Below are 24,600 nucleotides of genomic sequence, written 5' to 3'. Positions count from 1 at the left end.
TTTAGGACTACTCAAACACGCCGACTCTGAACCCGAGGTCGCGGTTGCCGCTGCCCACGCGGACGTTACCCCTGCCGAAGTACAGGTTGTACGCAAGGTTGCTGTTCCACGGGTGAGCACTTGACGACCAATAGTAGCCGTTGTAGCCAACGTAGTACAGTTGACCAGAGTTGTAGTTACCCAAGGCGGGCAGGTAAAAATAATTACCTACGTCGGCAGCAGAAGGAAGACTGGAATTATTGATACTACTACTGCTGTTGATGTAGTACTTGTGCGTTGTACGCAGGTCGGTTGAACCATCAGCGGAAAGTTCGGTGTTGTAATGGCCCTCGCCTTGCAACACGGACTTCTTCTTAAACCACATGCCACCTTTATGTAAATGACCCATAGTTGTCCATAATTCGTCATCGTCCCAATGTGGATCACCGTACATTACGTACCAAGACATCTCGTTAGCATTGGGAAGGTCTTTGCAGGAAGTGTGGGTAGCAGGGTTGCTTATGTATAGACCAGGATAACTTTCGTTGTAGTAACGAGGGTCGCTGTTGCTCTGTGCGTAGTTTGATGAACTGGTATAGTTAAGAGTTGGCTGCCCTGTGTTTCCTGACAAATGCTTTGTCCATTCGTAACCATACCAATATTGCTGCTGAGCATCCCACATATAGTAATGGTCGCCGTCGTAGTTGCGTACGTTGAGGTTTGCAGTCATATCGTAGTAGGTGTTCGAAGCATAGGTTGTTGAAGGGAGTATTTTTGTTATGGTGCCCTCCACATTTGTTGCCACGTCCTTTACCCAATAACGTACCCTTAAGATATGAGTTCCTGGTTTGATTACCATGTAAGCTCCGTTAGTTGTTACGCTGGCTGTGCTGTTAGTCAGGGGGAAGCCGTTGTAGTAAGTGCTGCCCCATGTTGGGTCTTGTGTCGTTAAGACTATCTGTTTGCCATCTGTTACTGCAGAAGCGTCTAATGCACCTGTTGTTGAGTTGAAATTATAGGTCTCCGCTATATCGTTGTCGGAGCTTACTTCTACCTTGGTTAAGTAACAGTCATGTAGAATTGTGTTACTTGTGTAAGGCAGGAAAACTAAGTAAGCTGGCTGATGCTCTAACTCGAACGCAAACTGATTCTTGCCTGTCACCTTATTTGCAGTAGCTGTACCATAATCACCTGCTGTGCCGAAGTGTGCAGTATTGTTTGGAGCTGGCTGGCTATGAGTGGTTGAGATAGTTACTGAGTTGCCGCTACTGTTCTTGCCCAAGTAATAAACCTTATAACTTGTATTTGCTGTAAACTTGCCTGGCACTTTATACTTAAAAGCAGCTACCTTGCTCGTTGGAGCGTTCGTACTCTTCTGCAATACCCCGTTGTCATCCTTTACGTAGATATAATCGCCTTTCTCCCAATAGAAGTTTCCACTGTTATAATCCATTGATGTGCGGGTCTTAGTTTCGTCGCCTGCAACAAATGTAGTGAGGTTCTTGTCGTTATCGCCCTCCGTACTTGTTGTGTTCTGGGCCACATCTTCCTTAGCGCAGGATGCAAAAGTCAAGGCTATGCCAAACACGACTGCCAAAGACTTTAGTTGTGCGGTAAATGAATGTTGTTTCATTGTTGTCTTCATTGTTACTTTGCTCTGTTTGTTAATAACTCTCTGTTAGTCTTCCCATGATGGGTTCTCTTCGTCCTCTTCCTCGTCTTCCTCCCATGACATAGAAGCCTTTGCACTTGAAATCATACCGCCGTGATTCGCTGGTCTGTGCTGAGTCGTCGGGAAGGACGTATCCATGAGGTAACTCGTTTCGCTCACTCTGACTAACTGGCACATTGGCGCCAAGTAGTCTGCTTTAGAATGTTTCTCCATTTCTATTCTTGAGTTTAATGGTTCATAAAATTAATCTAATTAATTAATGAAATCTAATGATTTGTGAATATTTTTGTAAGTCACTTTTTTCTAATCTTGATGTTGCTTGCGCTCCTCCTTTTCCTTATCTCACAGTTCATCCTCTAAAAGGCAGGCAGCATACCACCGCTGCCTGCCTGAGAAAACAACGAGAGAAAACAAAATTAATCAGAGAATTACAATGAATTATTGCGGTAAATCCAGTCGTTAAATGTTCCTTATTTTGCCTTTTAGCCTGCTCGCAAACAGGCACAAAAAAGCGAACAAAGGGAACTCCTTGAAGTCCTTTGTTTACAAGCTTTACGGCACGCTTCACATGCGCATAGGATGAAAGAATAAATGTATGATTAAACGCCAGTAGCACCTGTGTGTTAGCAAAATATCAGAGACAACCAAATATAAAACACAAAAAAAGGCAAAGAAATCAAAGTTTCTTTGCTGCGCTATAGTCGTCGGATATGTCGTTAATAAACTCATCACGGCGGCAAAGGTATAACATCTTTTTAGAATGTGCAAGAAAAATCTAAAGGGATGTATAAATTAGATAGAATAACATAAATAAATATTCTTCAATGACATACTCTTAAGACACGGAAAGTAAAGGAATAGACATGTCTTCAGAAGGGTATTAATAAAAGGGATTGCATCAAATTGAAACCATTAACAGTTTCTTTGATACAATCCCTTTATTGGATATATAACTATTCTACTTTTAACTATCTAAAGACAGCCAAGAGCGACATTATCTAATTATTATTTTACTGCTGTTGTGCATGATAATTATCCAATCCTTTTTCAAGGAACTCAAGATAAGCAGGAACATCTTCTTTATAACTGAAGCTACCATTCAAAGGTTTACCCGCATTATCGAGTGGCACATAGAATGGCTGAGCCAAATAACCGAACTTAGTCTGCTCCAAATAGCTCCACTTATCACCGATGGTACGCAGTGTACGTGAAGTTCCGTCTGGGAGTTTCACCTCAATAGGCTGCTTTAAAGGAGTCTTATCATCTACATAAAGTGAGATGAGAACATAGTCCTTATTCAACTTATCTGCTACACGTGAATCAGTCCATACAGAAGCCTCCATCTTACGACAGTTCACACATCCGAAGCCTGTGAAGTCAACCAAGACTGGCTTACCAGCTGCTGCAGCTGCACGCATACCCTCATCATAATCCGTATAAGCTGCATGTACCGTCTGTGGAGCAAGGTTGAAATCCTGTGTATTAACAGGTGGTGCAAAAGCACTTACCGCTTTAACAGGTGCACCCCACAAACCTGGAAGCATATAAATAGAGAAAGCCAATGAACAAAGACCGAGCATGATAGCAGGTACAGGCATAGCCTTCTGTTCTGAATCATCATGTGGAAACTTAAGTTTACCAATAAGATAAAGACCCAAGAGACCGAAGAGAGCTATCCAAATAGAAAGGAATGTCTCACGATCAAGAATGTGCCAGCCGTATGCGAGGTCGGCTACTGACAAGAACTTAAGTGAGAATGCCAACTCGATGAAACCCAACACGACCTTAATCATGTTCATCCATGAACCAGACTTTGGAGCTTTCTTAAGCAAAGTTGGGAAGAGGGCGAAGAAGGTAAATGGCAAGGCAAGAGCCAAAGCAAAACCAAACATACCCACTGCAGGGGCTACCCAGTCACCACTTGTTGCTGCTTGAACAAGAAGAAGACCAACGACAGGAGCAGTACATGAGAAACTTACCAATGACAAGGTGAATGCCATCAGGAAGATAGAAAGCAAACCAGTTGTCGCTGAAGCCTTATTGTCAACTGCATTACCCCATGAAGAAGGCAATCGAAGTTCAAACCAACCAAAGAAACTAAAGGCAAACACCACTAACAGAAGAAAGAAGAAGACATTGAACGGTGCATTTGTTGCCAACTCATTCAACTTCTGTGGACCGAAAGCCCAAGTAACAAGCGTTGCCAAAGCCATATAAATGACGATGATTGACAAGCCGTAGGTCACTGCATCACGAATACCCTTCTTACGGTCATCCTTTGCCCTTTTGAGGAAGAAACTAACCGTCATTGGAATGATAGGCCATACACATGGGGTAAGTAAAGCGATGAACCCACCTAGAATACCCATAAGGAAGATAGCCAAAAGAGAACTGTTCGTGCTATCTTTTGAACTATTAAAAGCTGATAACTCCTTAATAACAGGTTGCCACAAGTTAACATCAGCATTTACTTGTGCATTCTCTTGCTTTGTAGCCCCTGCAGTATCTACTGGCAACACATCCGACTTTTTTGCAGTATCTGCAGTTGTCGCTGTAAGTGCAGATAAACCATCAGCTGCTACATCAGTAGCAGCTGTCGGTGTTTTCTCAGCCTCAGAGTTGACTGTTGAGGGTGTTGCCGCAGGGGCAGAAGCAGGTCCATTGCCCTTGAAGTTAAATTCTTCCTGCATTGGTGGCAAACACATCTCATCGTTACAAGCACCATATTCTAAGTAACCTTTTATAATATAGGTCTTAGCCGTAATTTTATAACGCTGAACGAAGCTTACATTATTTTCAAAATAACGTAACTTCATCTCAAAGGTCTTGTCATAGACATTCAACTCCTTGCCACGCGCTGTTAGTTTTCCAACTGGAGTAACACCCTCTGCCTTATCAATATGCAAAGATGCTGAGGTAGGACCATCAGCAGGGAGATTAGTGGAATAGATATGCCATCCCTGGTCAATCTTCGCTGTAAAGACGACCTCTACCTCTGTTGGTGAAACTTGCTTCTGCTGAATAGAAGCATGAATAGGCTTCTGCTGTGCCATAGCTGTGATGCTAAAGAACAGCATAAGGAGGATCAGTAAAGTATTCTTTCTTTTCATTGCATTATACATTTTAAATTTGAAGTTACAAAGATAAGCAAATTATTTTTTATAACATTGAACAATATACAGATTATTTTTTGTTACAGCCAAAATCATAGAAATACGCCACAGCAATTATTACATGCTTCTTATTCATCAATAAAAATTACTGGTCACCAGTAAACGTTTTTCATACGATTTGGTCATTCGTGTTTTATTGTATATTACGACAAAAACATTAACCTCGTTTTTTCTCTTCACAAATAAGTTTTTTCACAGTACATGTGTTGATGTTGGTATTCACGATGTGTGCGGAGCCTTAACACCATTTATGCAGAGCTTTAGCACCAAATGAGAAGTTACATCAAGATGAGGAAAAAGAGAGTCCCTTTATCACTCATGGGTAAAGAACCAATGCAGATGGCAGACCTACCTACTGCAACAGGTTCTTACCCTTGTGATTAGGTTTAATTATGTACTAACGTACCAATATCTTCACCGTCCATAACCTTCTTCAGATTACCGACAACGTCCATATTGAAGACATAAATAGGTAGGTCATTCTCCTTACACATAGTCGTTGCCGTGAGATCCATTACCTTAAGACCCTTTGTGTAAATCTCATCGTATGTAATATCAGAGAACTTTGTTGCTGTCGGGTCTTTCTCTGGATCGGCAGTATAGATACCATCTACACGTGTACCCTTAAGCATTACGTCTGCCTCGATTTCAATACCACGCAAGCTTGAACCAGTGTCAGTAGTAAAGTAAGGACTACCAGTACCAGCTGAGAAGATACAAACATAACCTGCTTCCATAGCCTCAATAGCCTTCCACTTGCTATAGAACTCGCCGATAGGTTCCATACGAATAGCGGTCAAAACCTTAGCTTTCACACCGATTGCCTCAAGTGCAGAACTGAGTGCAAGAGAATTGATAACGGTAGCACACATACCCATCTGGTCGCCTTTCACACGATCGAAGCCTTTCTGACTACCGCTCAAACCACGGAAGATGTTACCGCCACCGATTACGATACCAATCTGTACACCCATTTCATGTACTTCCTTAATCTGCTTAGCATAATCGCTAAGACGCTCAGGGTCGATACCGAAGCCCTGTTTTCCCATCAAACTCTCACCCGAAAGTTTCAAGAGAATTCTTTTAAATCTTGCCATTATTTTTGGAGTTGAAGGGGTTGAAGGAACTTCTTTACTTTCCCAAACACCTTATTATATAATAAATTCTACTTCTTTAAATTGATATTCACGAATCATACCCTTGCTGTCACGGAGGATGAGGTGCCCATCGTCTTCTACTTCAACGATAGCGCCTTCAAACTCACCATCAGCATCGCGGAACTTATAAAAGCCTCCACGGCGATACAAGGCTTCGTGATACATTGCACTGATATCATTATATCCGCCCATCTCTAACAGCCGATAGAGTTCTGAGAACTTCTTGATAATCTTTTTCAATAGCTCTTCTTTATCAACCTCATGCCCTAAAATCTGGCAGAGAGAAACAGGGTTAGGGGCATCACTATGGAACGTTTCCTGATTTACATTCAGTCCCACACCAAAGACGCAATCCTTTATACGCCCTGCAGCAAGCTTTGTTTCAATCAGTGTTCCGCTCAGTTTCTTATCTTTCCAATAGATGTCATTGGGCCATTTCAGGCGGATATCCTCTTTCACATAGTCTGCTAAAGCTTCTTTCAGAGCCAAGGCACCAGCTTCAGAGAGTAGAAACTGACTACGAATAGGCAGCATCGTCGGGTGTACAAGCACCGAGAACAACAGGTTCTTACCCGCTTCACTCTCCCAAGTGTTCGTCCCCTGCCCTTTTCCTGCAGTCTGATAATCGGCAACAACGACTGTCATTGGCTCATCTTCAGCAGGTGTATAGGTACGCAGATAAGCGTTTGTACTATCGACAGAATCTAGTCTTACGACCTTCACTTCTCTTTCTTTTTCTACAGCTGTAGGCTTGAAAAAGCCTAACACGGCATCTATTATCTTCATTTACAATCTATTCTTTATACGAATGGAAGAAAGGCATCCTTCACATGGCGCACCTCATTGGTTCCTGTTGGCTGCCCTACGACAGTAATTATATCGAAACGGATGTCCAAACTGATACTATATCGTTTGACGTATGCATTGGCAGCTATGGAGAGTGAGCGCACTTTCTGTACGGTGACAGCCTCATCGGCATCAGCAAACTGCTCGTTCTTACGTGTCTTCACCTCAACGATGACCAACACACTATTATCTATTGCAACAATGTCTAAGTCACGATGATGATAATCCCAATCACGATGAAGAATAACATATCCCAACTGCTGGAGATAGCTTACAGCTACATCCTCTCCCCATTTACCCAGTTCGTTATGATAAGCCATGCGTCTTTCGTTGCTTACTTGCGGAAGTTGGAAGCGTTAAGACGATTAGAAGAAGAATAGTTAATTCTTTAGACGTATCGCATCAATTCTCAGATGAAACAAAGGTATAATCTACTTCTTCTAAATCCTTAAACATTATTACCCCCATCAAGCTTTGTATAAATTAATATTGACAGCACAAAGTTAGAATAATCTTTCGTAAAATCAAAATAAAACCCGTATTTTTGCAGCATGAGTACAGAAGAACAAACCAAGAAAGACCTATACTATATGCAGCGTGCATTGGCTGAAGCTGAAGCTGCCTATAAAGCAGGTGAAATCCCTGTTGGAGCTATTGTTGTATGCCGTGACCGTATCATCGCTCGTGCCCATAACCTGACAGAGACACTCAACGACGTTACTGCACATGCAGAAATGCAAGCAATAACCATGGCTGCCAATGAGTTGGGAGGTAAATACCTGCAGGATTGCACACTATATGTAACTGTAGAACCTTGCATCATGTGTGCAGGTGCTATAGGCTGGGCACAGCTCCGACGCATTGTCTATGGTTGTCCTGATGAAAAACGAGGTTATCATGAGTATGCACCCAAAGCCTTTCACCCAAAAGCTAACGTCACCTATGGCGTTATGGAAGAAGAATGTCGCACCTTGATGCAGCAATTCTTCCAAGAGAGAAGATAGGGATTAAGGAGTGAAAGAAGTTAAAACATCACCTCTGTTGCTGATGTTAATAAAGAGATAGAAAGAAAGGAGGAAGGATTTTACCGATGCTCTCTACGATTATTAGAGGTAAGAGATAAACTGCTGATAGATGCCCTTTTAACCTCTTATAGCTACACTCCAACGAATTATTTACATGAAAAGAAATATTTATTTTCATGAAGAAAAATAATTATTTACACGACAATAAATATTTCTTTTCATGTAAATAATTCGCTCAAAAGTTATTGTAAGCATAAAAAAGAACCATTATCAAGAATACAATTAATACCATAAAACAAATAAATTTATGCCTTTGATGTCACCTTCTACAAACTAATAACGTTATACAAGTGAATCGGTTCAGAAAGAAAACCAAATGTATAACATACTAAAAATAAATGATTATGAATTATGTAATATTAAATTCAATTATTGATAGTCTCGTTCCAATAGCATGTGGAGTAGTTCTTCCAATCGTAATGGTTTGGCTCTACTATAGAAACGAACAACTTGAAGCGACCAAAAGGAGTGAGATTGTTATGGCTGTCATCGAAAAGAATCCTGAGGTTGACGTGCAGGAGTTCCTCAACAAACTGAACCCTCCAAAAAAGTCATATAAAGAGCAACTGATGACAAAAATGCACCAAGAACTACTTTGGGGAACAATTTGCCTTATCGGGGGAGCGATAACCATCCTGGTTATTATAGCTCTGAGCATCTTGCAAGGTTTTGCTGAAGAATTTATCCCTATAGGCTCTATACTTGGTGTTGTCCCATTAGCTGCAGGATGCGGGCTGTTGGCTGCCTATAACAATGCCAAAAAGACTTTGGAAAACTTGAAAGACAACGATTAGGTTATTATGACAAGAGAACAATTCGTCGAACAGGTCAGTCGGGAGCAGGCACATCTACGCCGGTTCCTGACGGCTTTATGCTGCGGCAATGGTGCTGAAGCTGACGATATTGCTCAAGAGGCTCTCATCAAAGCCTACCTTCGCAGTAGTCAATATGACGAACGTGGACAGTTCTCGGCTTGGCTAATGAAAATTGCTTATCGTGTCTTCATCGACTCACGTCGCAAACAGAAACACCAACAGGAACTACCCCTTGAGAAGGCTATCACGCTCCAAGGGAACAGTAAGAGTGATGATGCCTTCCGCTATCAGGAACTACACACTGCGTTGGCAACGCTCTCGGAGACAATGCGCACAAGTATCCTGCTCTATTATATGCAGGGTTATCAGATAAAAGAGATTGCAGAGATAACCGAAAACAGTGAGGATGCGATTAAGAAACAACTCTCACGTGGACGGCAAGAACTTAAACATATTTTGGAAAGATGAACGAAGATAAATTCTTGAAAGACTTGCTCTCGGACTATCATCCACAACTGTCGGATGACAATGCCTTCATGCAAAGACTGCAACGACAGATGGAACTCATCGAAGAAGTTAAGGCATATCAACGTGCGGAGAGCCGAAAGAACAAACTGATGTCGCTAAAACTGCTTGCTGTCGGTGTTGTTTTGGGCTGTATTGTGACGCTTGCAAGTTTCACACTGCCCACCATCTTTGACCGCTATATTGACGGAACGCAATCTGAGTTCATCCTTACTTTGCTGCACAACGTTCAGTATATTGGATTGGCTATCGGTGCAGGCTTCGTCACACTCAGCTTGTTATTTAGCACAAAATTAGCAGAATTAAAAGACGAAACACCACATTCATAAGGCTTGCTTTGAGCGTTGTAGTGAGTGATACAATAGAATAAAACTTACAAAAACAACAATAACCGTTCAAGTTTGGTTTAAAGGCATAAGAAAAGAGGCATCCCTACAATGAGAATGCCTCTTTTCTTATTTTGTTTTCTTTGATTATCTAACCTGAATAACCAAGTATTTACTTGTGCTCCAGAATGTCTGCGGGTCAGTGATACGGAGTACATACTGTCCGTTTGTATCAGTTGTCAGCGTGTAGCTGCTGCTTGGGTGAGCAGTTAACAGATGTGCACTCTTGCTGTAAAGCTTGATTTCCTTGTTAACACGGATATCGATCTTTGTGAAGTAACCCTTGTTGAAAGAACCCTGAAGAACCTTGCCACCGTCAAGGATGCGCTGTGCCTTCAACTCGCTCTTAGTACCGAATACATACCAACCAGTATTCAACTGCCTGTCCTGTGTATTGATAGTCTCAGTCTTCTGATTGCTCTCTGTCTGGAGATTCTCTTTCTCCTTGGTGAGGTTTTCTTTCTCTGCTGTAAGGTTCTCCTTATCAGTCTTGAGATTAGTAACATCTGTATTCAGACCAGTGATTGTCTCATCAAGTTCCTTAATATGAATATTCTTTGACTCCAATTCAGCACGCAACTGCTTCAACTCAGTCTCCTTTGCGCTCAATTGACTTGTCAGACGGCTAAGAGTTTCCTTCATTGCGTCACCCTTAAACCCTGTCTCACGCAACTGTTGCTGCAACTTCTTAATGAGCTCACGGTTTTCCTGCATACGCTGAGCAATGAACTGAATATTCTCCTTCATCTGTTCTGCCTTGTTAGCAGCCTCACCATTCTTAGCGATAGTTACTCTATTCTCTGCCTCGTTGATAGCAGCAAAGCCCTGCTGGATATCATTCAAGGTTCCCATCATATCATTAATCTCATGATCACGCGCATCAATAACACTGCGCAAAGAATCACTCTGTATTTCGGATGGGTTCAATGCCGATTTCTTGTCTTGATTGCAGGATGCCAGTGCAAAAACTCCACATACTGCGAGAACTAATAGTTTATTCATACATTATTATTTTTATCAGTTTGTTTCTTCCTATCAGAAGACTTTATTTTTTCTTTTCCAGCCACAACAATGACGAACTCACCACGTGGTTCTGTCTCTTTGAAGTGAGCAATTACCTCTGCCAACGTTCCTCGGACACTCTCCTCGTGTATCTTAGAGATCTCACGACAACAACTGATCTGTCGTTCTGTCCCAAAGATTTCAGCAAATTGCTCTAAGGTTTTCACCACTCTGTAAGGTGACTCATAGAAGATCATTGTACGTGTCTCTTCAGCTAAACTCTCTAAATGTGTCTTACGGCCCTTCTTCTGAGGGAGGAAACCTTCAAAGCAGAATCGGTCGCAAGGTAAGCCACTTGATACTAAAGCTGGAACGAAAGCAGTTGCACCAGGAAGCGTCTGAACGGTGATGCCATTGGCTGCCGCCTCACGAGCGAGAAAGAAGCCTGGATCACTGATACCTGGAGTTCCCGCATCTGAGATCAGTGCAACCGTCTCACCAGCCTTTAATCTATTGACTATACCAGCAGAACTTGCATGTTCATTGAATTTATGATGAGACATAAGACGATTCTTTATCTCAAAATGTTTCAACAAAATACCCGATGTACGAGTATCCTCACACAAAACCAAATCAGCTTCCTTCAGGATTCTGATAGCACGGAGGGTCATATCCTCCATATTTCCAACCGGTGTCGGTACGAGATATAATGTTCCCATTGTTGGTTGCAAATGTAAAGTAAATGAACAGAAGGACAAAATAAATTAGCTTTTTTTACGTAACAATCATCTCCGTTTGCAAGCATAAGACAAAGTAACAATGATGTCCTAAAATTTAAGAATAAAAACTATTATCTTCGAAAAACAAAGACTTTAGCAAACATCCTTGTTCTATCTCACTTCAATATTGCAGTATATAGCAAAGTGAACACCTCCTCAATAATTTTAACGCTTAACGTTTATCTATTCTTTATAAATTATATATCTTTGCAATGATTATGACAAAGCTAGACAACCATAACGGTGAAAGACGTCAACAAGGACGCATTGAGGTGATATGTGGGAGTATGTTCTCTGGTAAGACAGAAGAACTCATCCGTCGTATGAAACGTGCCAAGTTTGCAAAACAGAAAGTTGAGATTTTCAAACCTTCTCTTGACACACGCTATTCGGATGAGGACGTAGTTAGTCATGACAAGAACATTATCCATTCCACACCTATTGACTCATCTGGCAACATCCTCCTTCTTGCCTCAGACATTGACGTCGTAGGCATTGACGAAGCACAGTTCTTAGACGAAGGACTCACGGAAGTTTGCAACAAATTAGCAAACAATGGTGTACGCGTCATCGTTGCAGGACTCGACATGGACTTTAAGGGTGTACCTTTCGGTCCGATTCCTGCTCTTTGTGCCATTGCTGATGAGGTTACGAAAGTACATGCTATCTGTGTGAAATGCGGAGCTTTAGCCTACCTAAGCCACCGCCTCATTGCCGATGATCGTCGTGTTATGCTTGGTGAGCAGCAGGAATATGAGCCATTGTGCCGTGATTGCTACAAGAAGGCAACAATGAAAGAAGCAAATAATAAAGAATAAAACACTATGCAACAAACGATTACTTTTGACAAATTCATACGTTGGGCTTTGATAGCATTAGCTGTTTTGACAGTAGGATTTATCATTAACTCACTCTCTGAGGTTCTTTTGCCATTCTTTATAGCATGGTTATTGGCCTACCTTCTCTACCCTATCGTGAAATTCGTACAGTATAAACTTCACGTACCCGGTAGGGCATTAAGCATCGTCGTAACCTTTATATTTGCCACAGCAATCCTTGCAGGCATCTTCATGTTCATCGTTCCACCGATGATTGATCAGTTTGACAAGCTTATGACGATTATCAATCGTTATCTACATGAGACGACACATACCAATAGTATCTCAACAATGGTACAGAGATGGATTAAGGAAAATCAGGTAGAAATAGAACGATTCCTGAAGAGTCCGGACTTCACTGCAACGATTAAGAGTGCTATGCCAAAGATTTTCTCTGTGATTGGCCAGACAGCAAGTATCGTGATTTCTATCATCGCTTCATGTATCACACTCCTCTATACATTCTTTATCTTACTTGACTATGAGATGTTGTCAAGCAATTGGATTAAGATATTCCCAAAGAAGGCACGCCCTTTCTGGGCTGGATTAGCAGTCGATGCTGAACGAGAGTTGAACAACTATATCCGTGGACAGGGCTTGGTTTCACTCTGTTTGGGTATCTTATTCTGTATTGGTTTTACCATCATAGACTTCCCGATGGCAATTGGTATGGGAATACTCATTGGCATCCTCAATCTCGTTCCATACCTTCACACCTTCGCTCTTATCCCAACAGTCTTCCTCGCATTACTCAAAGCAGCTGACACTGGGCAGAACTTTTGGGTTATCTTTGCTTCAGCATTAGCTGTCTTTGCAATTGCACAAGTCCTGTCGGACATGGTGATAACGCCAAGGATTATGGGTAAGGCGATGGGCTTAAACCCAGCTATTCTACTCCTTTCGCTCTCTGTATGGGGCGCACTCTTAGGCTTTATCGGATTGATCATAGCCCTACCACTCACGACGCTCATCATTGCTTATTGGCAAAAATATGTCACGAAGGAGGGAACCGAAGTAGAAGCCGAAGACATACCGGCTCTTGCTGAGGGACAGCAGGAGAATAAGAAGAAATAAAGATTAGAATTTTATAAATAGCAATCAGGCCTCCTATCCAATTGGAAAGGAGGCCTGATTGCTTTATTCTCTATCGCACTCGCTCGATTATCTTCAAAGAAAAACATTTACTATTGCGGTTATGAACTTTTCTCTGTATAAAGAGAAGGAAACAACACCATAGTGTCAGACTTGGTTCACTATGGTGCTAGACACGCACCACTATAGTGTCAAATCAAGCGATGCTGTTCATCTAACAATCTTGTTTATACGTAAGACTCCAAGAACTTAATAGTGCCTGAAACCTTGACCGTTGTTGCTGTTGCAGGAAGTAACACGCTCTCACCTTCACAGAAAGAGATGGTATTGCCCTCAGCATCGGTAATCTCACCCTCACCTTTGAGTCCAACGAAGATAACGAAAGAATCCAAGTCACTGTAATCGAGTGTCATTGGCTCAGTAAGGTCGTAAACAGAAGTAGTGAAATAAGGACAGCTAACAAGCTCGATTGGCTCGTTCTGATGGGCTTCATATTTTGTACGATAGTCTAGATAGACCGTATAATCAATACACTCAGCCGCTTCCTTTGTATGCAACTGGCGATAATTGCCCTCTGCATCCTGCCGTTTGAAGTCGTAGATACGATAAGTAACATCGCTCGTCTCCTGAATCTCTGCTAAGAAACAACCTGCACCAATAGAGTGGATACGACCAGCTGGCAAGAAGAAGACATCACCATCTTTTACAGGATACTCACACAAAGCCTCTGTGATAGTATCATTCTCAACCATTTCTTTGTATTGCTCTGGCGTAATCTTCTGCTTCAAACCACTACGAAGAGAAGCATCAGCATCACTTTCCATCACATACCACATCTCTGTCTTACCACGACCCAAACCTTGTGCTTGTGCCTGCTCGTCTGTTGGATGAACCTGAATAGAAAGCTGTTCGCGTGCATCGATAAACTTAACAAGCAGAGGGAACTCATTGCCAAAGCGTGCATAGTTCTCCTTACCCACTAACTTATCCTTCAATGTCTCAACCAGTTTGTTCAGTGTCCAGCCTTTGTACTCGCCATCAGAGACAACACTCTCGTTGTCCTTAACACCTGACATCTCCCAACTTTCGCCAACCTGCTTCTGATCAGAAGTCAAATGCTTGAAAGGTACAATCTTCTCTCCACCCCAAAGAATAGACTTCAAAAGAGGATTAAATTTAAACATTTCCATTTTTATTGTCTTTTTAATTACTCAAACTTACCAATAATGAAACCAACTCAGGTCTTCAATTGTACTGCAAAGTTACACTTAAATCAGTAGATTACCAAGAAATTTGAAGGAAAGCCACTGCATCCTACACCTTCAAAAGTAAGGATAACATTATGTCAACAAACTATACTTTTACACTATATCCAAGCTGTATTTAGGCTCTTCACAGACTTTCTACTCATTTGAACATCAAACACCCTCGCATAAATAAAGCTGTTGCTTGACAATTGTAAAAGCTAGGTTTAGATAGACTTAGACCATAGTTTTACAAAATCAAACAACAGCTTTAACATTGTCTCCTACTTAATCTCGGACATGCGTTTTGCTTCCTTCTGGATTATCTTAAGTGTTGACTTGTCAGATACATATACACTATAAAAGCCTTGTGGCTCATGTGCGGGATCGCTAGTAAAATCATCTCCTGCTTGCCAACGCTCGTGACGAGGTTTTGCATAACCACCCCAACCCCAGAAGTTACAACCAACCAGCAATCCTCCCTTCGCTGCATTCTCCGCAACAGCATTCAACACGTACTTGTAATAAGCATCGCGCGCCTTTGTTGTACTCTTCAACGAGAAAGAGAAACCATCGCGAGGATAACCAAACTCTTCAAGTACAAGGGGCTTATTAAGCCGATTGCAGATAGCCAAGTGACTATCGATATATTCCTGAGTATATTTAAAACTTGCTTCAAGATCCTCCTTCAGATGCGTCTTTCTTGCCCACTGCCAGTTGTAAGGCCAGATATGAACATTACAATAATCTACGTTCTTATCAGCACAGATACGCTCAAAAACTCCATAATCACGTTCACAACCAAAGGCTCCTTCGCTTCCAAGACTGATAAGATGGTTCTTATCAAGGCTGCGAACAATGGCAGTAGCCTCTGAAAGCCACTTCTCAAACTCTGGTAGAGCCTCTTTTGAGAAAGCGCGAGGCTCATTACAAATCTGCCAAGACATGATCGTCGGGTCATCAACATACTTTAGTCCAGAGTATCGGTTGGTACGACTAAGGATGAAGCGAATATGATCATAAAACATTAAATGCGCTTTCTGATTAGAAGCAAACTTGCTGGCAAACTTTGTGTAAGCACCATAACCATCTCTACGTGGTATCAAAGCAGGTCCCTCATCAGCCCACTCCAAATAAGCACCATAGCCACCACTCCATTCCCAAGAGTTGGTGAGATAAAGCACAGCAACCATCTTTCGCTTGCTCATCTCAGTTAAAAGATAGTCTAATCCTGCAAGAATAGAATCGTTATAAACACCCGGACGAGACTGTAAAACAGGTTCTATCTTATCCTCAACACCGGGCAAACCATCTGCACCAACCAAGATTCGAAGGTTATCTATACCTAAACGCTGCATCTCATCGAGTTCTCGACGAAGACGTGCGCGGTTTCCGCCTGATCCTTCAGAACCTAGAACAGCTCCATACCAGAAGTTTGCCCCAACATAATAGTAGGGTTTCCCACCACGAACAAAGCGTCCGTTTTTAACTTTCACAAAGTTTCCAGCCATCATAGCTGTAGCCATTGTCAAGGCAAGAATTGCCATAAAAATTCTTCTCATATATTAGTAGTAAATCAAAAAAAATTATCGTTTTTAACATCTCACCCTTTTCAAGAGGTAAGTAACTATTTAATAATACATCTGACGATAGCTTTTCCCTTACTCATATAGCTACTTTTGTAAGAAGACAAGTACTTTTACTTTTTAACTCTTTAAACGTTTTACTCTTCTATTCCATCCCTTTTCTCACATTTATTTACTAACTTTGTAGCCAAATGGACAACAACATAGCAAACATAAAGCATCTGCTGAACGATGAGACAGGAGAAAAGCATTTCTCTTTTGAGGTTCTTCCCCCTTTGAAGGGTAATGGAGCAGCGTCTCTCTTCCGCAATATTGATAAGCTTAAGGAGTTTAATCCAAGCTTCATAAATATTACCACCCACCATAGTGAGTTTGTTTATCATGAGCGGGAAGACGGACTCATCGAACGCAAAAGAATACGTCGCAGACCAGGAACAGTAGCCATTGCGGCTGCTATCCAGCAAACGTATGGTATTCCTGTCATCCCTCATGTAATATGCTCGGGTGCAACAAAAGAGGATATTGAGTACGAACTACTCGATTTACAATTCCTTGGCATAGAAAACTTAATGCTTCTGCGTGGCGACAAGGCACAAGAAGACAAAATATTCAAGCCTTCAAAGGGTGGCCATCGTCACACTACAGGACTTATTAAGCAGGTGAATCTCTTCAACGAAGGTGTTTTTATTGATGGTTCAACGATGAAGCATCCTGGTAAACCTTTCGTGTATGGTGTAGCATGTTACCCTGAGAAACATGAGGAAGCACCTAATCTTGAACAGGACTTACGCCACCTCAAAAAGAAACAGGACCTTGGTGCAACATTTGCCGTTACACAACTTTTCTACGATAATGAGAAGTTCTACAATTTCGTTGATTTAGCTCGCAAAAAAGGTATAACAATCCCTATCATACCTGGAATAAAGCCTTTTGCGAAGTTATCTCAGTTAACTGTCGTTCCAAAGACATTCCATTGCGATATCCCTGAGGAACTTGCAGAATTAGCATTAATGTGCAAGTCGGATGAGGAGGCATGCCTTTTAGGAATTGATTGGGCTGTCAAACAGGTGAAAGATCTTTATGCACATGGCTTCAACAATGTACATTTCTACACTGTTTCAGCTGTTAATAGTGTGCATGAGGTGATGAAACGACTGGTTGAGACGGGTCTCCTGCAGAAGAATAATAAATAAACAGAGAACAAGAGAAGATGAACTTTTCAGAAGTCATAGGACAAGAGGCGGTCAAGGAACGGCTCTCACAAATGGTCAAAGAAGGCCATCTGCCACATGCCTTGCTCTTCTGCGGACCTCATGGAACGGGTAAGATGGCTCTTGCAATGTCCTTTGCCAGCTATTTGCTTGCAGGTGACGAAGTGGAAGACGCTACCTCACCGTCCGTTGCCAATGCGCGTGCCATGCTTCAAAAGTGGGAACACCCTGATCTTCATTTCTCTTATCCTACGATAAAGCTACCCAGTATGAGTAGCGACCATCAGCCTGTAAGTACCGACTTTGCAAAGGAGTGGCATGAACTCATCATGCAAGGAACTTACTTCACCATGAACCAATGGATGAAGGAGATGGGAGCCACCACACAGCAGGCTATCATTACGGGTGCAGAAAGTGACGAATTGTCACGTGTGCTGGCATTGAAGTCAAGTCAGGGTGGATATAAGATTTCAATCATTTGGTTGCCAGAGCGAATGAACCTCACCTCCGCTAATAAACTATTGAAGCTTTTAGAGGAGCCACCACAGGAAACAATCTTCCTCATGGTAAGTGAGGAGCCTGAGAAACTTCTCGAGACTATTATTAGTCGTACACAGCGTATCGATGTCAAACGAATCGAAGATAAAGACATCGAACAGGCACTCATCAATAAAAGGGGAATTGACGCTGACGCAGCACACCGCATTGCTCGAATTGCGCATGGTAGCTGGTTGAAAGCATTGGAATCATTGGACGCTGGTAATGAAAACCGTGAGTTCCACAACATGTTCCAGATGCTTATGCGTCTGTGCTACCTTCGTAACGTAAAAGAGCTTAAGCGTTGGAGTGAGGTTGTGGCAAGCTATGGACGCGAGAAAGAGCGCCGTATGCTCACTTACTTCCAACAACAGGTGCGTGAAAATTTTATGTTCAACTTCCGAAATCCAGAACTCAACTACATGACTTTGGAGGAAGAGAACTTTGCAAAGAACTTCGCACGATTTATCAACGAAGCAAATGTCATTGAGATTAACGAACTTTTCCAACGCGCTAATCGAGACATCGGACAGAATGCCAACGCTAAGATTGTATTCTACGACATGGCATTGACACTCATTGTACTATTGCTTAGGAAGTGAACGAGATTTGTTAGTTGAGGGGTTGACAAGTTGACAAGTTAACCAGTAGCTGTTTGAGTTTTATAAAATAAACTTTATCATTGCTTATCACACAGCCTATCATCCTCTCCTAAAAGAGAATATGATGAAGGCTTTCAATATATATAAACAATAAGATTACTATCAATGGATTACAAAGATATGAAATTTAAGGTCTGGCATGGTTGTGACCGAGGCTTATGCCACAAAGGCTGTGGCAGACAGGAGCGCCAGTTGAATACGTTCGACTGGTTGGCTGATGTGCCTGGAAACAACCAGACTACTGACCTTGTTGAAGTTCAATTCAAAAACACACGTAAGGGATATTATCACAACGTCAACAACCTTGACTTAAAGAAAGGTGACATCGTGGCTGTAGAAGCAAATCCTGGGCACGATATAGGAGTAGTTACACTGACTGGTCGTCTTGTCAAACTACAGATAAAGAAATCAACGAGTGTCAAATCACCAGACGACATTAAACGTGTTTACCGACTTGCGAAAGACGTTGACATGCAGAAGTATCATGAGGCAAAAGCACGTGAACACGCAACGATGATTGAGAGCCGACAGATAGCAAAAGGATTAGGCTTGAAGATGAAGATTGGTGACGTAGAGTATCAGGGCGATGGTAACAAAGCCATCTTCTACTACATTGCAGATGAGCGTGTTGACTTCCGCCAACTTATCAAGGACCTTGCAGCTGCATTCCATGTAAGAATCGAAATGAAACAGATTGGAGCACGACAGGAAGCAGGCCGTATCGCTGGTACCGGACCATGTGGACGTGAACTTTGCTGTTCTACATGGATGAAGAATTTCTCAAGTGTCTCAACCACGGCAGCACGTATTCAGGACCTCTCACTCAACCCAACCAAACTGGCTGGTATGTGTGCTAAACTGAAATGCTGTCTGAATTATGAAGTTGATGACTACATGGAAGCAAGTAGGAAGCTTCCAAGCAAAGAAGTGGTCTTGGAGACAATGGATGGCGAATACTATCTCTTTAAGACGGATATTCTCAACGGGCTATGCACCTACTCTACTGATAAGAATCTCGCTGCAAATCTCGAAACCATCAGCGCTGAACGTGCAAAGGAGATTATCGAACTGAATAGACGTGGTGAGAAACCTCTCTCATTGCTCGATGATGGTAAAGCAAAACCAGCTAAAAAGCCTGTTGACCTTCTTGCTGGTGCTGACCTTAGCCGATTTGACAAGGCAAAGAAACGTAAAAAGAATAATCAACCACGCAATAATAATGGTCAGCAAGGTAGCAGACCTCAACGTGAGAACCGTCGTTATCAGCGTGATGGACAAGACAACTACCGACAGGCAAATGACAATCGCCGTCCAACGAACGACAACCGTCGCCCACAGAATGGTAGTCGCCGTCCATATAATGGTCCTCGCCCTGCACAACAGCAGAACGAAGGAACTCCACAAAGCAATAGAAATGAAGGCAGACAGCCTCAACAAACTGAAAAGACGCAAGAATGAAACATAAGGTTTCCACCTTATTTTATATCATAGCACTCATGACGACAATCATGAGTGCTACTTCATGTAGCGATCCACGCACATACGACCAATACAAAAGTGTGTCATTACAGGGTTGGCAACGCAATGACACACTCACTTTTGATATTCCTCGCCAATGGGAGGGAAACTATCAATTAGACCTCTGCTTACGTGCTGCACAGACTTATCCTTACCGCAACCTAAGCGTGATTATAGAACGTAAATTGATTTACTTTAGACAACGTAAGAAGTTGGAGAAAACTTACAACGACACTGTTAATTGCGAGGTTATTAATGTAAAGGGTACATTGGTGGGACATAAAGGCATAACAAGCACTGAAATTCTTCAGGCTGTAACTTCGTTCCGCCTTAACCGCAATGATTCTTTACAAGTCAAGATACATCATATAATGAATCGGGAATCACTCCCAGGTATCAGTGATGTTGGTATTCGACTTCTCAAAAATAAACATGACCAGAAGCACTAACATTCAATAAAAGAAATAAAGGCTGTCTCACCTTCCAGACATAGGAATAGTGAAGCAGCCTTTATCAGATAATATAAGAGAGCTGTAGAACTTATAAGCATCTATGGCTTCATCATTCATCGCTCCATATCGTGGATAAACCACTATTATGCTAATGTTTTCTTTTTATAAAACAAGTCGTAAAGAGTAAACAAACAGAGTGTACTTTTGTTCGTTACTGACGTATAAGATTACGCCCAGCGTCTATACGGAGGAAAATGAAAAGGAGTATTGTAAAGCCCCACAACGACGAACCTCCGTAACTAAAGAAAGGTAATGGGATACCGATAACAGGCGTCAAACCAAGTACCATTCCAACATTTATAAAGACATGGAACAAGAAGATTCCCGCAACACAATAACCATAAACACGTCCAAACTTAAAGGGTTGCCGATCAGCAAGGTACATCAGCCGGAGTATAAGACAGAGGAAAAGCACAAGTACTGATGCTGAACCAAGGAAGCCTTCCTCCTCACCTACCGTACAGAAGATAAAGTCAGTATCCTGTTCAGGAACAAACTTCAACTTTGTCTGCGTGCCGTTCAAGAAGCCCTTACCCTGCAGACCACCAGAACCAATGGCAATCTCACTCTGATGTACATTATATCCCGCTCCTGCTAGGTCTTCATCTAGTCCTAAAAGTACGTTGATACGCACACGCTGGTGTGGTTGCATAACGTCATTCAGTACATAGTCAGCCGAATAGAAGAAGGCAATTGAACCCAAAGCAAACAAGGCTATGTAAAAGTAGTTAGAAAAGCGGGTATTCATTGCATTATAGACCAAATAACCTATGACACACGCTGATAATACCAACTGCACCCAGACAATATCGAATGGAATTACAAACTCTGAGAAGAGTAAGGCTAGTCCAGTAATACCAAATACATAAGTCAGCAACAAACGAGTACGTCCCTTGTCTCCCACATAAACCCATACCATCACTGAAGAGAATATCTGCACGAGTAAGAGAACAACAAACTTTCCTAAGGAAGTGGGCGTATCCAAGAGCATTATCTCTTCATACTTGATGCCAACAACGAAGTAAATGACCATCGCCAGCCCCGTGAAAAGGAAGCCACCAGACATTCCTTCACGATAGAGCATGAGGAAGAAAGATAAATAAACCAAGGCAGAACCTGTCTCACGCTGCCCTACAATACATAGCATCGGCAGGAAGATGATACCACAGGTTCCAGCAAAATGCTTCCAATTCTTCATTGTAAAGCCATAAGCCGACATAAACTTAGCGATGGCTAAGGCTGTAGCAAACTTGGCGAACTCGGCAGGCTGTAGTCGTAGCGGTCCAAAAACAAGCCATGATCGTGAACCTTTAATGCTATGAGGGTTAAAAATGGTGGCAAAGAGTAGGAGCACCAACAGACCATAGATGACATAAGCAAAAGTATCAAAGAAGCGGTCGTCCATCATTAGAATAACAAAACCCAAGCAAATGGAAGTTCCTATCCATACAATCTGCATACCCGAGCGTGATGAAAGAGAGAAAATCTCTGTATCACCATAAGTATAACTAGCACCACAGACGCTCACCCACCCAAAGGTGAGCAACGCAATGTAGATACCAATTGTCCACCAATCTAATGAACGAAGTACTCCTGGTTGTCTGTCTGCTGTATAATTACTTGGCACGATGTACGTTCTCCTTGTTTCTTTGTTTATCTTTTGATTGGACCTTAGCTTTATCCTTGCTTTGTTCCTTCTGTTTATCTTTTATTGGATCCTTGGATTTCTCCTTTTGTCGCTCCTTATGCTTGTCTTTGGGAGGTTCTTTTTGCTTTTCCTTAATAGTAGGTTTATCTTTCGTATCCTTCCGAGAGTCTTTATTATCTTTGTTCTTTTCTTTTTCTTTCTTATCACCTCCCTTATCCTTTTCGTCTTTCTCCGACTTCACCTTTAATTCGGGTTCAACACGGATGGCAGGTTCATTCTGAGGTTGCTTCTTTTTTTCCTTTTCATCAGCTTCTCGTTTAGCTTCTGCCTGCTTGACCTTCTCTTCTTCTATAAGGTCTTGCTTTTCCTTAACCCTCTTCAAAGAGTCTCTAATTATATTTACACGCTTAATTGAATCAAGTCGGACAGAATCAGCATGAGTTAGAGGGCGCTTGAAAGAATAAGAGATATGGCGACTCTGAAGAGCTGTTGCACGAGCTGCGTCACCAGGAGTAAGCTTTCCGTTTATGTACTGCTCTATCATCAATGAACCGATAGGCACACCAAAGTCAGCACCAAATCCACCATTTTCAACATAGACAGCAATAGCAATCTTCGGAGTATCAACAGGTGCAAAACCCATAAACACAGAGTGGTCTTTACCACGGTTTTGAGCTGTACCCGTTTTTCCAGCTAAAGTATAACCTGGATGTACCGCACGAGCACAAGTTCCACCACGCACAGAAGACACCATACCTGCAATAACTTCCTGATAAGACCTATACGTTCCCTTCGATTTGTGTTTCTCCAAATACTTCTTATCGAGTTTCTTACCTTGAATACTACGCACAACATGTGGAGTATAATAATAACCACGATTGGCTATAGTAGCACCAAGATTGGCTATCTGTAATGGCGTAAGGTTGACTTCGCCTTGTCCTATAGAGATAGAGATAACTGACAATGGATTCCATCGCTTAAAAGCATTATCATAGAATTTAGCATTTGGAATCATTCCTCGTTTCTCGCCAGGAAGGTCAATACCCAACTTATAACCGAATCCCATAGACACCATGTAGTCACGCCACACATCCATAGCATCCTCCAGCGTCTTATACTTCTTACGATTGGAGAGCATGTGATACAATCCCCAACAGAAATAACTATTACAAGAGGTACTTATAGCTGGCACCAATGAGATTGGAGCAGCATGAGGGTGACAACCTACATGAAGTCCCTTAAAATAGAATCCACGATGACACGGATAACGTGTCGAATCTGAAACAACTCCTTCAGAATAATAAGTGACAGCTTGTCCCGTCTTAAACGTTGATCCCGGAGGATATTGTCCCATAATAGCTCGATTGAGTAAAGGCTTTGCTGGGTCAAGTGTCATCTCACGCTGATACTTTCCACGCAACTTGCCGATCATTGAACGTGGGTCAAAAGTTGGCGAAGAAACCATTGCTAAGATTTGACCAGTCTTAGGCTCTATTGCCACAACTGCACCAAGTTTTCCTTCCATCAGACGCTCGCCGAGTTCCTGAAGATCAGCATCAATACCCAACTGTATGTCACGCCCTGGGTGAGGACGTTGGTCATACTTCCCATCTTGGTAACGACCTTGTATCTGTCCATGAGCATCACGCAGAAGAATTTGTACACCCTTAACGCCACGTAAGTCCTTCTCATACTCACGCTCGATGCCCATCTTTCCAATATAATCACCAGGCTGATAATACTCATCGTCTTCGATGTCGCTTTGACTCACCTCAGCCACATCACCAAGTACATGTGCAGCAATAGGACGTTGATATTGACGCACACTGCGTTTTTGGACATAAAAGCCTGGGAAACGATAGAGTTTCTCCTGGAAAGCACTAAAATCTTTGTCACTCAACTGACTGAAAAAAAGTTGTTGAGTAAATCGAGAATAACCAGGATTCTTGCTCCTATCCTTGATATTATTCATTCGGTTAATGAAGTCAGCTTTAGTTATGTTCAAAGCTTTACAAAACTCAAGCGTATCAAGGTGTCCTTTCATCTCGTTGGTTACAACCATTATGTCATAAGCAGGTTGATTAAAAACCAACAGCTTACCTTTTCTATCCGTGATAGAGCCACGAGAAGGGAACTCAATCTTTTTTAAGAAAGCATTAGAGTCTGCGCTCTTCCGATAATCATCACTGGCTATCTGAAGAGCAAAAAGACGTATGGTATATATCACCACAATACCTATTGCAACAGCACTAAGTACGAGGCGACGTTTCTCTAAATCATAATTCTTCATTTC

General features: G+C 42.1%; 22 protein-coding genes. 10 read left to right on the top strand and 12 right to left on the bottom strand.

Annotated elements, in window-relative coordinates:
- Nucleotides 1-7: 7 nt before the first annotated feature.
- From J4856_RS07480 to J4856_RS07455, 6 genes are all read right to left on the bottom strand, one after another.
- Entirely contained in the window at nt 8-1,624 is a 1,617-nt protein-coding gene (locus J4856_RS07480; protein WP_025837984.1) for a hypothetical protein, read from the bottom strand.
- A gap of 33 nt (nt 1,625-1,657) precedes the next feature.
- Nucleotides 1,658-1,864, bottom strand: coding sequence for a hypothetical protein (locus J4856_RS07475; protein WP_025837981.1), 207 nt, complete (start codon nt 1,862-1,864; stop codon nt 1,658-1,660).
- A gap of 797 nt (nt 1,865-2,661) precedes the next feature.
- On the bottom strand, nt 2,662-4,761 hold the full coding sequence (locus tag J4856_RS07470) for a protein-disulfide reductase DsbD family protein (protein WP_025837980.1): 2,100 nt from the start codon (nt 4,759-4,761) through the stop codon (nt 2,662-2,664).
- 449 nt (nt 4,762-5,210) lie between these two features.
- Nucleotides 5,211-5,921 carry a UMP kinase gene (pyrH, locus tag J4856_RS07465; protein WP_025837978.1) on the bottom strand — a complete coding sequence of 237 codons (711 nt, stop codon included), beginning with the start codon at nt 5,919-5,921 and terminating at the stop codon, nt 5,211-5,213.
- 54 nt (nt 5,922-5,975) lie between these two features.
- Nucleotides 5,976-6,767 (bottom strand): biotin--[acetyl-CoA-carboxylase] ligase, encoded by a 792-nt coding sequence (locus J4856_RS07460; RefSeq protein WP_025837975.1) that lies wholly within the window; start codon nt 6,765-6,767, stop codon nt 5,976-5,978.
- A 14-nt stretch (nt 6,768-6,781) separates the two neighbouring features.
- Nucleotides 6,782-7,147, bottom strand: a complete 366-nt coding sequence (locus J4856_RS07455; RefSeq protein ID WP_025837972.1) for a YraN family protein — start codon at nt 7,145-7,147, stop codon at nt 6,782-6,784.
- A 231-nt stretch (nt 7,148-7,378) separates the two neighbouring features.
- Between J4856_RS07455 and J4856_RS07450 the strand changes: the two genes are divergently transcribed.
- The 4 genes from J4856_RS07450 (at nt 7,379) to J4856_RS07435 (ending at nt 9,581) form a co-directional block, all read left to right on the top strand.
- Entirely contained in the window at nt 7,379-7,831 is a 453-nt protein-coding gene (locus J4856_RS07450) for a nucleoside deaminase (protein WP_025837971.1), read from the top strand.
- Nucleotides 7,832-8,250: 419 nt separating this feature from the next.
- Nucleotides 8,251-8,706: a hypothetical protein gene (locus tag J4856_RS07445; protein WP_083130776.1), complete on the top strand. Its 456-nt coding sequence runs from the start codon at nt 8,251-8,253 to the stop codon at nt 8,704-8,706.
- A gap of 6 nt (nt 8,707-8,712) precedes the next feature.
- Nucleotides 8,713-9,195, top strand: coding sequence for an RNA polymerase sigma factor (locus J4856_RS07440; RefSeq protein WP_025837970.1), 483 nt, complete (start codon nt 8,713-8,715; stop codon nt 9,193-9,195).
- Nucleotides 9,192-9,581, top strand: a complete 390-nt coding sequence (locus J4856_RS07435; protein WP_025837968.1) for a YlbF family regulator — start codon at nt 9,192-9,194, stop codon at nt 9,579-9,581. The genes J4856_RS07440 and J4856_RS07435 overlap by 4 nt, the downstream gene beginning before the upstream one ends.
- 144 nt (nt 9,582-9,725) lie before the next feature.
- On the opposite strand, the gene J4856_RS07430 is transcribed toward J4856_RS07435, so the two are convergent.
- Both J4856_RS07430 and rsmI read right to left on the bottom strand, forming a co-directional pair.
- Nucleotides 9,726-10,640 (bottom strand): Cbp1 family collagen-binding glycoprotein adhesin, encoded by a 915-nt coding sequence (locus J4856_RS07430; RefSeq protein WP_025837966.1) that lies wholly within the window; start codon nt 10,638-10,640, stop codon nt 9,726-9,728.
- Entirely contained in the window at nt 10,637-11,359 is a 723-nt protein-coding gene (gene rsmI, locus J4856_RS07425) for a 16S rRNA (cytidine(1402)-2'-O)-methyltransferase (RefSeq protein WP_025837964.1), read from the bottom strand. Before rsmI ends, J4856_RS07430 begins: the two co-directional genes overlap by 4 nt.
- 278 nt (nt 11,360-11,637) lie before the next feature.
- Between rsmI and J4856_RS07420 the strand changes: the two genes are divergently transcribed.
- Nucleotides 11,638-12,237 (top strand): thymidine kinase, encoded by a 600-nt coding sequence (locus tag J4856_RS07420; protein WP_025837963.1) that lies wholly within the window; start codon nt 11,638-11,640, stop codon nt 12,235-12,237.
- Between the two features lie 6 nt (nt 12,238-12,243).
- Nucleotides 12,244-13,371: an AI-2E family transporter gene (locus tag J4856_RS07415; protein WP_065367856.1), complete on the top strand. Its 1,128-nt coding sequence runs from the start codon at nt 12,244-12,246 to the stop codon at nt 13,369-13,371.
- A 245-nt stretch (nt 13,372-13,616) separates the two neighbouring features.
- Here J4856_RS07415 and J4856_RS07410 read toward each other — a convergent pair whose 3' ends face one another.
- Nucleotides 13,617-14,579 carry a type I phosphomannose isomerase catalytic subunit gene (locus tag J4856_RS07410; protein WP_025837961.1) on the bottom strand — a complete coding sequence of 321 codons (963 nt, stop codon included), beginning with the start codon at nt 14,577-14,579 and terminating at the stop codon, nt 13,617-13,619.
- A 338-nt stretch (nt 14,580-14,917) separates the two neighbouring features.
- The gene (locus tag J4856_RS07405) at nt 14,918-16,195 is read right to left on the bottom strand and encodes a glycoside hydrolase 5 family protein (protein WP_025837958.1); all 1,278 of its coding nucleotides are present in this window, start codon (nt 16,193-16,195) and stop codon (nt 14,918-14,920) included.
- A 215-nt stretch (nt 16,196-16,410) separates the two neighbouring features.
- Here J4856_RS07405 and J4856_RS07400 point away from each other — a divergent pair, with 215 nt between their 5' ends.
- The 4 genes from J4856_RS07400 (at nt 16,411) to J4856_RS07385 (ending at nt 20,596) form a co-directional block, all read left to right on the top strand.
- On the top strand, nt 16,411-17,412 hold the full coding sequence (locus tag J4856_RS07400; protein ID WP_025837957.1) for a methylenetetrahydrofolate reductase: 1,002 nt from the start codon (nt 16,411-16,413) through the stop codon (nt 17,410-17,412).
- A 17-nt stretch (nt 17,413-17,429) separates the two neighbouring features.
- On the top strand, nt 17,430-18,569 hold the full coding sequence (locus J4856_RS07395; protein ID WP_025837955.1) for a DNA polymerase III subunit: 1,140 nt from the start codon (nt 17,430-17,432) through the stop codon (nt 18,567-18,569).
- A 165-nt stretch (nt 18,570-18,734) separates the two neighbouring features.
- On the top strand, nt 18,735-20,087 hold the full coding sequence (locus J4856_RS07390; RefSeq protein ID WP_065367855.1) for a PSP1 domain-containing protein: 1,353 nt from the start codon (nt 18,735-18,737) through the stop codon (nt 20,085-20,087).
- Nucleotides 20,084-20,596: a gliding motility lipoprotein GldH gene (locus J4856_RS07385; protein ID WP_025837953.1), complete on the top strand. Its 513-nt coding sequence runs from the start codon at nt 20,084-20,086 to the stop codon at nt 20,594-20,596. The genes J4856_RS07390 and J4856_RS07385 overlap by 4 nt, the downstream gene beginning before the upstream one ends.
- Nucleotides 20,597-20,810: 214 nt before the next feature.
- On the opposite strand, the gene rodA is transcribed toward J4856_RS07385, so the two are convergent.
- Complete coding sequence (gene rodA / locus J4856_RS07380) at nt 20,811-22,286, bottom strand: rod shape-determining protein RodA (RefSeq protein ID WP_025837951.1); 1,476 nt, start codon at nt 22,284-22,286, stop codon at nt 20,811-20,813.
- Nucleotides 22,276-24,597, bottom strand: a complete 2,322-nt coding sequence (gene mrdA / locus J4856_RS07375) for a penicillin-binding protein 2 (RefSeq protein ID WP_065367854.1) — start codon at nt 24,595-24,597, stop codon at nt 22,276-22,278. The genes rodA and mrdA overlap by 11 nt, the downstream gene beginning before the upstream one ends.
- Nucleotides 24,598-24,600: the final 3 nt, after the last annotated feature.

Origin of the sequence: Prevotella scopos JCM 17725 (assembly GCF_018127785.1) — a bacterium.
GTDB classification, from domain to species: Bacteria; Bacteroidota; Bacteroidia; order Bacteroidales; family Bacteroidaceae; genus Prevotella; species Prevotella scopos.
Note: the sequence above shows the minus strand (reverse complement) of the source record. Positions and strands in the feature narration are given on the sequence as shown.